Annotated in this window: 12 protein-coding genes; 3 read left to right on the top strand and 9 right to left on the bottom strand. The window is 42.7% G+C overall.

Going from position 1 to position 13,046, the window contains the following annotated elements; genetic code table 11:
* Positions 1–110: 110 nt before the first annotated feature.
* Entirely contained in the window at positions 111–869 is a 759-nt protein-coding gene (locus CU635_RS01315; protein WP_308303482.1) for a DeoR/GlpR family DNA-binding transcription regulator, read from the bottom strand.
* 333 nt (positions 870–1,202) lie between these two features.
* Entirely contained in the window at positions 1,203–1,514 is a 312-nt protein-coding gene (locus CU635_RS01310) for a hypothetical protein (protein ID WP_101575368.1), read from the bottom strand.
* A gap of 216 nt (positions 1,515–1,730) precedes the next feature.
* Here CU635_RS01310 and CU635_RS01305 point away from each other — a divergent pair, with 216 nt between their 5' ends.
* The 3 genes from CU635_RS01305 (at position 1,731) to CU635_RS01295 (ending at position 4,890) form a co-directional block, all read left to right on the top strand.
* Entirely contained in the window at positions 1,731–2,510 is a 780-nt protein-coding gene (locus CU635_RS01305) for a DeoR/GlpR family DNA-binding transcription regulator (protein WP_101575367.1), read from the top strand.
* A 2-nt stretch (positions 2,511–2,512) separates the two neighbouring features.
* Positions 2,513–3,388: a Cof-type HAD-IIB family hydrolase gene (locus CU635_RS01300; protein ID WP_101575366.1), complete on the top strand. Its 876-nt coding sequence runs from the start codon at positions 2,513–2,515 to the stop codon at positions 3,386–3,388.
* Positions 3,389–3,630: 242 nt separating this feature from the next.
* Positions 3,631–4,890: an MFS transporter gene (locus CU635_RS01295; RefSeq protein WP_101575365.1), complete on the top strand. Its 1,260-nt coding sequence runs from the start codon at positions 3,631–3,633 to the stop codon at positions 4,888–4,890.
* A gap of 60 nt (positions 4,891–4,950) precedes the next feature.
* On the opposite strand, the gene CU635_RS01290 is transcribed toward CU635_RS01295, so the two are convergent.
* The 7 genes from CU635_RS01290 to CU635_RS01260 all read right to left on the bottom strand — a co-directional run bounded on the left by CU635_RS01290 (position 4,951) and on the right by CU635_RS01260 (position 13,002).
* Entirely contained in the window at positions 4,951–6,063 is a 1,113-nt protein-coding gene (locus CU635_RS01290; protein WP_101575364.1) for an alcohol dehydrogenase catalytic domain-containing protein, read from the bottom strand.
* 34 nt (positions 6,064–6,097) lie between these two features.
* Entirely contained in the window at positions 6,098–7,249 is a 1,152-nt protein-coding gene (locus tag CU635_RS01285; RefSeq protein ID WP_101575363.1) for a CapA family protein, read from the bottom strand.
* A gap of 84 nt (positions 7,250–7,333) precedes the next feature.
* Complete coding sequence (locus CU635_RS01280) at positions 7,334–8,176, bottom strand: alpha/beta fold hydrolase (RefSeq protein WP_101575362.1); 843 nt, start codon at positions 8,174–8,176, stop codon at positions 7,334–7,336.
* A gap of 17 nt (positions 8,177–8,193) precedes the next feature.
* Positions 8,194–9,087: an ABC transporter permease gene (locus tag CU635_RS01275; protein WP_101575361.1), complete on the bottom strand. Its 894-nt coding sequence runs from the start codon at positions 9,085–9,087 to the stop codon at positions 8,194–8,196.
* Positions 9,088–9,101: 14 nt separating this feature from the next.
* Positions 9,102–10,055, bottom strand: coding sequence for an ABC transporter permease (locus CU635_RS01270; protein WP_101575360.1), 954 nt, complete (start codon positions 10,053–10,055; stop codon positions 9,102–9,104).
* A 68-nt stretch (positions 10,056–10,123) separates the two neighbouring features.
* Positions 10,124–11,755, bottom strand: a complete 1,632-nt coding sequence (locus tag CU635_RS01265; protein ID WP_101575359.1) for an ABC transporter substrate-binding protein — start codon at positions 11,753–11,755, stop codon at positions 10,124–10,126.
* Positions 11,756–11,781: 26 nt separating this feature from the next.
* A complete protein-coding gene (locus CU635_RS01260) occupies positions 11,782–13,002 on the bottom strand; it encodes a dipeptidase (RefSeq protein WP_101575358.1) in 1,221 nt (406 codons plus the stop codon).
* Positions 13,003–13,046 lie beyond the last annotated feature (44 nt).

Here is a 13,046-nt window from a genome sequence, read left to right as displayed (position 1 = left end):
TCCGCCACAACGGCATGTTAGGGACTTTCACCCATTAGAGCGAAGCGCTGCCAAGCGCACAAAGAGAGGAAAAGTTTCATGAACTTTTCCTCTCTGGAAAATGACGCATTTTATTTATTTACAATTTCAATTCCTTCTTTTGCATACTTTTGAAATATCTTATTTGTTAACTTCGAATCGGAAATGATACGGTCGATTCGATCAAAATGACAAACCTTTAAGAGAGAAGCAACATCAAATTTGCTGCTGTCTGCTAAAACAATACAGTTTCTAGAGCTCTCGAGCATCTTCATTTTCACCTGGTATTCTCCAATTCCGTAATCTGTCAATCCTTCTGTTAAGGAGATACCGCTTATACTCATAAAGAATGTATCAATATGAAAGCCTTTAAAGAACTCCCCTGCCATATGCCCTACTATGCATAACTCTTCATTCCGAAGGACGCCCCCGGGCATAATAATAGTGTAATGAGGCATCTCAGCCAATTCGTTTGCAATAACTAAAGAATTAGTTAATACTGTAAGACGTTGAAACTCCCCCTTTAACGCCTTAGCAAATTCCGTGTTTGTTGTACTAACGTCTAATGCAATCGATTGCCCTTCTGATACGTAACGTTTCGCAATTTCAGCAATTTCCCTCTTTTCGTCGATGTTCTTCGTTTCTCGAAAAGTAAAGTTCATTTCTTTACTGTTTACATCATCCAATACAGCCCCGCCACGCACCCGCCGTAAATACCCTTCCTTCTCTAAATACTCCAAATCTCTACGAACAGTTTCAGTAGAAACGCCAAACATGCTAGTGACCGAAGATACTTTTAACGATTTATTTTTACCTAACAGTTCTATGATTTTTTCGTGACGGTCATGCACTAACAAATATTTTCACCAACTTTTTGTCAATGTTATATTTTATAAATAACACATATTCACACAAAACCACAAGAAGTTTTGTTAAAAAAAAGGGGCCTGACCCCCACTGATTTATAGCATTAACGCAGCAGGGGGCAAGCACCTATTAAAAATTTGAATAGACGTGGATGTAATATAAATGAGGAAATACTTTCAGTCGAAGTTGGTAGTGGAGTGTACAAGGGATCTTTTGCTTATCTCAGAAATTCCTGTCCGCAAACAGCAAAACATAAATTCAAATGTTTATCTTACCAATTGTGATAGAATATCACAGTTAAGATTTGAATTGAGTCTTCAATTGACAATTTCTCTTTGATTGCCAACTGCTATCTGCCAGGTGTAATCCTGATCGGCTTTCATTTCATTCAGTTTAACCATTATCTCTCGATGACGGCCATCCATTTCAGTCCTCATAGCAGCTTGATCTTCTTTAATAGCGGTTATTTCGGTTTTCATAGCAGCTTGATCTTCTCTCATGAGGACAAGTTCCGATCTCATGGAAGCTTGGTCTTCTCTCATACTTTGTTGCTCTGAACGCATTCCTCCTACCATTGTGATCAAATTCGTGAGCATTTCTTCAATTTTTTCCAGTCTTTTATCTTCCATTGCTCTCACCTCCCAAGCACCATTATAATATCATTTCCGGATGAAGCTGATTTGATTTTAATAGTTTTCCGTTTAAAATCCCATCTTATGCGAACCATCTATTCGCACCGAATACTTTGATTTTCACTTACGATTACTTATCATTAATTGAATTTACTTAATATTATAGTATATAATTACTTATGAATACTTAAACAAAGGCAGGTGGGTCTTTTTTTGTACCAAGAGGAACGCTTATTGGCCATTTTGCAATTCCTAAAAGCGAACAAAAGAATCTCTGTTGAACAAATTTGCTCCCTCTTCCAGGTTTCGCGAGATACTGCAAGAAGGGATATTGTCAAGCTTGAAGAAGAAAAGGCAATTGTACGCACTCGTGGCGGAGCTATTTTGCCCACATCGAATCATGCAATAAAGAACTATTCCAGCCGCCTTAAAATGGTGTCTGAAGAAAAACATGTGATCGGTCAAAAAGCAGCCTCCTTAATTTATCCCCATGACCGGGTGATACTGGATGCCTCAACGACTGTGCAGGCCTGTGCTGAACATCTTGGACACATTGATTGTACGATCATAACCAATTCCATTAACCAGGCAGAAGTGCTGTCATCCAAGTCAAAAGTAAACATCCAACTGCTGGGCGGAAAACTGCACAAGGAGCATCGCTTTCTTTACGGGGCCTCAGTGCTGGAAAAACTCACGGAATACCATGTTGATAAAGCATTCATAGGTGTTGTAGGCATTTCGGAAAAAGGCTTAACCATCGCCCATGAAGAAGATGGGGGAGTAAAACGGAAAATGATGCAACAAGCTGACCAGGTTATTGTGTTAGCCGACCATACAAAACTGGGGATCACCGATTTTTACAGGTTTGCCGGACTTGAAGATATTGATTTGTTAATTACCGATAAAACCCCGCCTAAGCCCTTTAGGGAATTATTAAGCAAATACAATGTTGAACTTTTAACGCCTGATGAAGACATAGAGGGAGATGACTAAAAATGGTCAAATTAATTGCTGTCGATTTGGATGGTACTTTGTTGAATGAAGAAAACCGGGTTAGCGAAAAGAATTTGGAATCGATTAAATACGCACAATCAAAGGGGATCGAAGTGGTGATTGCTACAGGGCGCGCCCATTTTGATGTCCAAACCATCTTTAAGGATACTGGTGTAAAAACCTGGATCATCGGTGCTAATGGAGCAACGATCCATCAACCCGACAGGAAGCTCCTTCATTCTGTACCAATTAACAAAGATGATGCAATCTATATTCTGAATTGGCTTGAACAAGAAGAATTCTATTATGAAGTTTTCAGTAATGATGCTATTTTTACGCCACATAACGGACGGGAGCTTATGGCAATCGAAATGGACAGAGCTCTTTCCGCAAACCCTGATATAAATGCCGGGGTGCTCGAGGATGCCGCCAAGAAACAATTCAGCCAAACAGGATTTTCTTCTATCACATCATACAAGGATCTTTTTGAGTCAAACGTAGATATCTATAATATCCTTGCCTTTTCGTTTGATTTGGAGAAGCTGAAAAGAGGGTGGGCACAATTCGAGTCTTTGCAGGACTTGACGCTTGTGTCCTCTGCCAAACATAATTTCGAATTGGAACATACTGATGCATCGAAGGGGATTGCCCTTAAAATTCTCGCCAGTAAATTAAATATCCCGTTAAAAGATACAGCCGCTGTAGGCGACAGCTTCAATGATTTATCGATGTTCAAAATTGCAGGCAGAAGTGCGGCAATGGGGAACGCCCATCAACAAATTAAAGATGTTTGTGATGAGGTGACCCTTACGAATGATGAAGACGGAGTTGCCCATTTCATTTATTCTTTGATCCGGAATACCGAATCTGTTTCGTGATTATTTCTAAGTTTGTCGATCGCGTTCATCATGCAGAAACTAAGGGCAGAAATTTTTATTAAGATAATGATTATTTGAAAAGCAGTGAGTTGATTGAAAACTCACTGCTTTTCTATGTTTCCTAACCCGACATGACAAATACAATTGTCTAAATTGACAATTAATTGTTATTTTCAATTTTACTGATTGGCTGTGAATGGGTTATCATAAAAAAACTGATAGATACGGAGAGGAATTTTCGGATGGGTAAAAAAAAACATTATGCCTGGATCATCCTGGCGGTTTCCTTTATTGGTGTGTTAGCCGCTCAAGGAGTTCGCTTTTCGTTTGGGGCTTTTATGGCGTCATGGGAAGATTACTTCTCTACCAATCGGGGTACTGTGTCAGCGATATCGTTTGTTAGTTTTCTAGTCTTCGCGGTTTCTCAGCCTATCGTTGGGAGGCTGATTGACAAACTTGGAGTCAGAAAAGTTTTTGTTATCAGTACGTTTATTGTAGGTGCCTCGACTCTGTTAAGCTTCTTTGTCACTTCTGTTTGGCAGTTATTTGTTTTGTACGGAATTATCGCTTCTCTCGGTTTTGGCGGAGCTTCAGGGGTAACAGCTTCCGTTGCTGTGACGAAGTGGTTTTTGAAAAAGCAAGGGTTAGCATTAGGATTGGTTGAAGCGGGCTTTGGCGCTGGACAAATGGTGATCGTCCCCAGTTCATTATTTTTAATTGACGCTTACGGCTGGAAGTGGACGGTCATGATTTTAGGTGTGTTCCTGATCCTCGTTATCTGTCCAATTCTTGCGATTTTCCTAAAGTCTGAACCATCCAAAGCAGGGTTAACCGCGTTGGGATCTGAAAATACCATCAACGTCGGTTCGAGCACGGCAGAGCATAAGCCTGTAAGTAAACCTAATCTGGCAAACCGGAAATTTTGGTTTCTACTAATCCCTTTTTTCATTTGTGGAGTCACAACCTCCGGTTTAATGGATACACATCTCATTCCATTTACTCAGTTTTGCGGGTTCACTCCTGCAGTGACGGGCGCTGCTGTCAGCACGTTGGCTGCTTTTAATATTTTCGGAACACTGGTTTCCGGAATTCTCGCCGATCGCTGGAGCAACAAAAAAATCCTGGCATTCCTTTATTTTACCCGTGCTGCCACGATCGTTTTCCTGATGATATTTTCGAGTGATCCCGGACTTATGAAACTGTTTCTCGACTATCCCGTTTTGTTGTTTGTCTTTTCAATTTCCTTTGGATTGGTAGATTTCGCAACCGTACCACCAACGATTAAACTGTTGTCGGACTACTTTAAAGGCCAATCTGTCGGCTTGCTAACAGGATGGCTATTTATGAGCCACCAGCTGGGAGCTGCTTTAGGCTCGTTTATTCCCGGGCTCTTGTTCGACCAAACAAACAGCTATCAGTTATCGTTTATGATTGCTTTTGTGTTGCTGGTTGTGGCAGGAATATTTAGTGCTCTGCTGCCGAAAGTACCGCAACACAGATAAACAGGAGCGATAGTTGTCGACTATCGCTCCTGGCTTTGATTTTTAAAGTTTTAAATGACGTTATTCAGCTACCTTTATGACTATTTTTCCGAAATGTTTGCGTTTATCCAATTCGATCTGTGCTTCTGCAATTTTAGCCAAAGGGTAAACGGCATGTACTTGAGGTTTAAGCTTCCCTAGCCACACATAATCCGTTACTTGCAGGAAGTCTTCCCAATTACCCATTGGTGCTCCTAAAACCTGGCGGTGCCATTGATAGATTTCGCGGATGCTAATCTCGGGGAAGTCTCCGGCTGTAGCTCCGGAGAGAACTAGTTTACCGCGCATTTTCAAGCAGTTAAGGCTTTTGCGAATCGTAGGGGCACCTACTGAATCAAAGACTATGTCAACACCCTGGCCATCTGTCCATTTCATTACTTCGTCTTGCCAGTTTCCATGGGAATCAAACATCGTTGCCGCTCCCATTTCAAAACCTTTCTGCCGTTTCTCTTCACTTCCGGCAATTCCACATACAGTGGCTCCTGCTGCAACGGCAATATCCAGTTGCGCTGAACCAAGACCTCCCGACGCACCAATCACCAAGACGCGGTCTGACGGTTTTACCTGCCCTACCGTTATGACTCCTCTCCATGCTGTTGTATAAACGGCAGGAACAGCTGCAGCCATTTCCGATGATATATGTTCAGGGATTGGGATTATATTTTTAGCGGGTGCGACAACATATTCTGCCAGCCCTCCCCATAGATGTTCTCCAATAATTTTATAATTGGGGCACATGCTTGGTTCGCCATCTCTGCAATAGCGACATTCACCACAACCAAAGGACGGATTAATAAGGACCCGATCTCCTGTCTTTGGGCATGAGGCACGATCTGACGAACTCGGGCCGTATTGTGCCACTGTTCCAACAATATCCACCCCGGAAATATGGGGTAATGTGATTTGCGGAACTCCCGGTCCCTTCAGGCCTTCCCGGGCGAAGACATCTAGATGGTTTAAGGCTGTCGCTTCCACTTTAATTAACACTTCATTAAGCCCGGGTTTTGGTGTATTGATTTGCTCGATCTTAAGTACTTCTGGACCTCCATGCTCCCGAATCACAACAGCCTTCATTTTTTCCGGAATTGTTCCCTTTTCATGGACAACATTTTTCAATACAAAATTTTCGGACATACGGACCCCTCCTTTTTTAAAAGAAAAACATTACCTATCTTGAATACGGAGCGACAGTGCTGTTGACCTCCAACACTACTGTTTGGTTCACTAATTTAGTTTCTGTTCCGCGTTTTTTTGAAAATTGTTGTAGTCTTTCAGAGACCTTTTGTCTTTGTTCAAGCGTCCCTTCTACTGGTTCACCGATTTCATCTAACATGGCCGGATGCATGATCACTTGCTTCAGTGATAAATGGTTGCTATCCGGTTCCGATTCCAAGATAAGTTCTGCTAAACAGCTTTGAATATTTTCCGGTAATAAGGAAGGGGCATAGGGTACATGAAAAGTAGACTGATCAAAACCATGGGGAGAATGCTCTGGGTGAAAAATATAGTTACCAAGACTGTAAAGAACAGGTACCTCTTTTTCTACATTAGAATTTGGTTTATATGTTTCAATGCCGTAAGGTGCATGTGAGTGATGGCCCAATATCACATCTACACCAGCGTCTACAACCCGTTCAGCCATTACCTTTTGATACTCTGCAATCGGGTCTTGCGGAAGTGAACTCCATTGTGGAGGAACACCCCAATGCAAAGCCAGGATCACAAAGTCTGTCTCTTTACGCAGGAAAGCTATTGACTCTTCCAGTAATTTCAAATCATCTTCAACTGGCTCAGTTTGTACCCAGGGCGGTGTACCTGGCTGCTCATCGAGAATACTGGAATCTACCTGAAATGAACTTTTGACGCGGACACTTGCAATTCCCGGCCGGTTGTTTAGAGCTTGGAATCCAGGAGGTACTGTCGAAGACCAGGAAATAAATCCGATCTTATGGCCATCAACCTGGAAAATATAAGGCTTGCTTGCTTCCTCCAAGTTTTTGCCCGCACCGGTATGACCAATCATGGCCCTATCGAGAAATTCACACGTTTGCTCCAGGCCTTCTTTCCCCCAGTCGAGCATATGATTGTTGGCAAGCGATACTGCTGTTACATTTAAGTCCTTCAACCACGTTGCTGCATCAGGCGGCTGCTTCATCCGAATCAACTTATCAGCTGGCGGTCCGGGATTCTCAACAATCGGAGCTTCCAGATTGGCTATCCTAATATCCGCCTCATCCCACATCCCTTTCCAGATGTCCGTTTCCGGCTTAAAAAGAAAAGCAATATCTCCTACTGCTGCGATACGGATTTTCTTTGTCATGTTATACCTCCTCCTATCATCTCTATGAAACGATTTTTTTCAAAGACCATGTTCGGGCAGTCTTCTTAAAAATGAAAGACATAATTATACATTTAAACTTTGTTTCGCAAGAAAATGGCGCACTAGATTGAGGTATTCTTCATTTTCTTCTAATTGCGGAGAGTGACCGCTGTTTTCAAAAATGACTAACTTTGAATTAGGGATAGTTTTTGCAATCAGTTCAGAACATTCTACAGGTGTAATCCAGTCATGCCTGCCGACTGTAACGAGGGTTGGAACTGAGATTTTATTTAGATCAGCAACTAAGTCGAAATCGGCTTTGTTATAGCGAAATGCAAAGTTATGAGTCTCATAGCGATAATAAATAGACTCTATTCTTTTCTTGATCGCCTCTGCATCGACAATGACCGTATAAAGAGGCTGAATCGCTGCGAACATTGCCTTGAGCTCTTCATTTGATCCTACTTTTCCATCAAAGAGACGGCGAATTCCGTCTTCGGTTATTCCCGGCAAATTACTTTCCAATGCACGGTCGACCGACAACTGATCAAATTCACTATTTGCAGCCGTATCACGCAGCAGGACGTGGGTAACGTGTTCCGGATAGCGAAGTACATACTCTAATGTTAGAAATCCACCATATGACCCACCAAGTATTTTAATTGGCCCCCCAACCAATTCCTTTCTCATTGCCTCAATGTCACTGGTCCACTGTTCATGAGTAAATGGTGGTTTCCCCTCTGATCGTCCCGATCCGCGCATATCCATAAATACAAGCCGATATTGGTCACCAAGAGCAGAAAAAGCCTTGATATCACCGCGGCAATCTCCCAATCCGGGAGCACCGTGAATGAAAAAAATTGTCTCGCCGTCCTGCTTTCCATGGACTTCGTAGTAAATCCTATTATCGTTGATGGTGATGAACATCTTCATTCTCCTTTACTTCATTTTTTTACATACCGCGGATCAAGTGCATCCCGCAAGCCATCCCCTAAAAAATTGTAAGCAAGCACAACAACAGTGATCGCTGCTCCCGGTAAAATCCCCAATATTGGAGCAGTCCATATATATTGCTGGGAGTTCTGCAGCATATTCCCCCACGTTGGCGTTGGTGGCTGGATTCCTAAACCTAAGTAACTAATCGCACTTTCGGTTAATATCGCCCAGGCAATTGTTAAAGTTCCCGAGACAATAATCGAAGGGACAATTTGCGGAATGATATATTTGAGCAAAATCCGGGATGATTTTGCACCCGAAGCATTGGCGGCCTCGACAAACTCATATTCTTTCCACCTTAAGGTTTCTCCATATACGACCCTGGCAATTTCCATCCAGCCTGATAAAGCGATGACAATTACGACCATCAGCGGGCTTGTTCCAAGGACAGTCAATGCAACCAACACAAAGAAAAAGTTTGGAATGGCCATCATTGCTTCCGTTAACCGCATTAGAACCGCCTCAACCGCTTTGCCAAAGAACCCTGCACAAGCTCCGATCGAAGTACCGATCAACAACGAACATAACATCGAAGCCAAGCCAACCAGTAAAGTGACTCTTCCTCCATGAAGCATTCTTGAAAAAACATCGCGGCTTAAATCATCCGTACCAAAAGGGTGCTGCAGCGTCCAACTCGCCAATGCTCCTGATTGCGTTAATTCCTCAGGTGTTAGTGGCCAAAACAACGGTCCAAGAAACACGATGAGATGAATGATGAACAGGAACCATAAAGAAAAATAGGCGACTTTGTTTTGGCTTAGCCTATTTAAAATGGTCACTTTCTGTTTCTTTGATTTTGCTGCGAGCTTGCTTTGATATTGGATATTGGTGGATGTCTCCATTCAATCTCACCTCCCTATGCGGATACGTTTTTAACTCTTGGATCAATCCGTGAGTACACAAGATCAACCAGCAAATTGCTGATCACGACGATGATCGTGATGACAACCGTCACTCCCATCACGAGCGGGTAATCTCTTCCTTTTGCTGCCTCAATGACTAAAGTGCCAATCCCGGTCCACCCAAAAATGGCTTCGGTAATAACCGCGCCGCTCAAGAGTCGGGGGATTAGGACACCGATGATCGTGACAACCGGGATTAACGCATTGCGCAGTGCATGAACGTATAGAACAACAGACTCTTTTGCTCCCTTTGCCCGGGCTGTCCGAATGTAGTTTTGCGATATGACCTCAAGCATCGAGGATCGGGTAAAACGTACAATATTAGGGAGTACCGTTGTCGTTAAGATGAGTACAGGCATGATTAGATGGGCGATCCAACCCCATAAATCAAACTCAGATCCTCTTGGCCCGACACCCGATGATGGCAACCAGCCAAGTTTGATCGAAAAAAACAGGATCAGCATTAATCCGAGCCAGAATGCCGGCAACGATAATCCGATTACACTAAAAAAATTAATCACATGATCCTGGGCCCTACCACGCTTAATCGCAGAAATAACTCCCAGCACGATGCCAATCGTCACTGAAAAAAAGATCGTAAAAAAGGTGAGCTCAATCGTATAGGGCAGACGGTCCGCAATACGCTGAATGACAGGTTCACTTGATGTGAAAGAAACGCCAAGGTCTCCCCGGGCAGCATCTTTAATCCAGGTAAGGTAGCGAATATAAACCGGCTGGTCGAGACCCAATCGTTCTTCCATCGCTTCACGTTCTTCCGGGGATGCTTCCATGCGCATCGTTGCCGCAGGTCCGCCTGGAGCAAGGTTGATAAGAAAGAATGTTATGAGTGTTACAATCAATAGCAGAATAATGCTCTGGCTCAATCGATGAAGTAAAAAACGTGGCATATGATCTCCTCCTTTCGAAAAAAGCTTGGAGAGAAGTGCGCTTTTTTTATTGCGCACTTCTACAATCCTTACTCCTCTAAATACCATTCATGAATATAATGAAGTGAATCGCCAAAACCAAGGTTTGGAACGCCTTTAAGTTTTTTAACCTGCACAAGAGCCTCTTGCGGATACCAGAGGAAAACATAGGGCAACTCTTCTGCCATTAGTTTTTGAGCTTCTATATAACTCTTTTTCCTTTGTTCAATATCACTCGTTTGTGCACCCTCTTCAAGCAAGCGGTCCAGTTCAGCATTTTTGAATGCTGGTAAATTAAATCCTTTTTCAATACTGGCTGAGTGCATATAAGCAGAAAGGTCAGGATCTGCCGGATATCTCCACCAGTTTAAACTCATTTCGTAATCACGTTTTACAACAACCTTCTGCACCATTGAATTCCATTCCATTGTTTTTAAATTGACGTCAAGACCTACTTTACCGAGATATTGTTGCACCAATTGCGAGATAGCTTCAAGATCTCCCTGAATCCCAATTTCAAATTCAATTTCGAATGGTTTGCCGTCCTTCTCGACAATCCCATCACCATTTGTGTCTGTCCAGCCTGCTTCAGCAAGCAGTTCCTTTGCGCGTTCAGGCTCATAATCAAAACGCGGAACATCATCTGTATAATATTCTTTTAACGCTGGAGCAATCCCGGCATTGGCGATTGTTCCATACCCTTTTAATACCGTATCGATGATGTTCTGACGGTCAATGGCATGGGCAATAGCTTGCCTTACCCGCTTATCCTGAAACTGTTCAAGATTCTGGTTCAACATTAGCCAGAAGAAACGCGGTGTTTCCCTGCCGCTGACAATGACTCCTTCAGACTTTTCGATTCTCTCAATAGCTGAAGTATCTTCTAAAGCAAAGATTGATAGTTCCCCACTCAATAGCTGGGCAACGTGGGTATTCGCATCTGGAAGCACCTTGTACTCGACTTCATCAAGCAGCGCTTTTTCTCCATAGAAATCGTCGTTCCGTTCCAGTACCACTTTTTGGCCGGATGTGTAGCTTTTTAACTTAAATGCACCGGTGCCAATCGGCTTTGACTTATTAAAGGACGTTAAATCCCAGGGATCCACTCCTTCAAAAATATGCTTTGGAATAATCTCGGTGTTAAAGCTTAAATAGGCTGGTAACGCAGCTACCGGACTTGTCATATGGAATTTGACCGTATGTTCATCCACTACTTCCACCTTTTCAAGCTTTTGAAAGTAGGAAGCATTGTTTGCTCCCAGATTCTTGTTTAAGACAATTTCATTAAAAGTAAAGGCAACATCTTCGGCTGTAAATTTTTCACCATCATGCCAGAGCACATCATCTCTTAGTTTGAAAGTCCAGACAAGTTCGTCCTCTGTCGTCTCCCAGCTAGTGGCAAGATCAGGAGCCGGAACCAGGTCTTTTCCCGGCTGTGTTAAACCCGAAAATAAAACCCTGTTGACGACATTTGATTCAGCGTAGGCATTTGGATGCCACGGATTAAAAGTCGGATCTGCTACAATCGGAATCGAAACTTTTCCGCCTTTCTTTGGTTCACTGCCTTTTGCTTCCTCATTCCCACTTGGTGCAGTGGAACTCTCACTGCCATAAGAGCATGCAGAAAGAAGCAATACTGAAATCAAGAGGGTCAAAAATGTTTTCCATCTTCTTCGCTCCATTTTTTATCTTCCCTTCTCCACAAAAATTATTTGGCCCAGGTTGCTTCTAATACCCGGAAAATATTTGCCCCGATCACCTTGCGGATATCTTCGCGGCTGTAACCATGTTTCACAAGCCATCGCAAAATGTTAGGAAAACACTCAGCCGGATTTTCCAATCCTTTTACATATTCAACCTTCTGCATATTTGGCATCTGCGCACTTTTAATAGAAAGCTGTCCGGATAACAGATCATGTACACCGACATGATCTCCAAACAGGGTATCGGGACCGAATGCGACATGATCGATCCCGACTAAATTAGCGGTGTATTCAAAATGCTCCATAAAAGATTCAATATTATGTGCAGGATGGTTATGAGTGATAGTCGAATGTGGAGCTGCTTCAATCCCAATGACACCGCCCTTTTCTGCACAAGCCGTTAAAACATCATCAGGCTTTAACCGTTTAGTGTCCCAAAGTGCACGGGCACCCGCATGATTGATCGTCACCGGTTTGTCGCTTTCTTCAATTGTGTCTAACGATGTTTTATCACCCGCATGTGAAACGTCAATCGTAATACCCAATTTGTTCATCCGCTTCACAGCTTGTTTCCCGAATACAGTTAATCCTCCATCATTAGGCTCTCTTAAGCCAGCGCCCAACTGATTTGCTTCGGAATAGACAATACCCATTGTCCGGATCCCGAGTCCGTATAAAACATCAAGTCTGTCAAGCTCGTTTTCTATCATTGTTGAAGATTCCAATGCAGCGACAAAGGCTATTTTCCCTTCTTTTTTTGCCCGATATAAATCCGAAATGCGCTCAGCTTTGATCACCATATCCTGGTGGGCAATGTCACTGAATCGAATCCCAATATCGTGGATGACATCCGACCATTTCCAACCTGCCATCGATGTAATCATCGCCGTACCATCCATAAAGTTTTCAAAAATGACATCCAAGCCAGATTGGCTTAATGCTTCATATCCGGTCCAGTCCCTGCCCTGGCGTCTAAATTCATAGAACTCTGACAAATCCTCCGGCATAACAAAAGTATGTTCATGCATAGAAACAATATGGTCTTCATTTAAAATGGCCTGAACTTTTTCCTCTTGTTCTTCCGTAACCGGATAAACGTACGGCTCTACTCGATCATTTTCTCTGGAAAGTTTATAATCTTTATAATCAATCCCGGCTTCCAAATATTGAAACGATTTGTATCCATCGTAGATTTTTTTATTTGCTTGCTTTAGTATTTGGGACATATCCAAATCTCCTTTATTTGTTATTAAAAAATTACAGAATATTG

The organism is Bacillus canaveralius (assembly GCF_002860125.1).
Lineage (GTDB): Bacteria > Bacillota > Bacilli > Bacillales > Cytobacillaceae > Bacillus_BJ > Bacillus_BJ canaveralius.
Note: the sequence above shows the minus strand (reverse complement) of the source record. Positions and strands in the feature narration are given on the sequence as shown.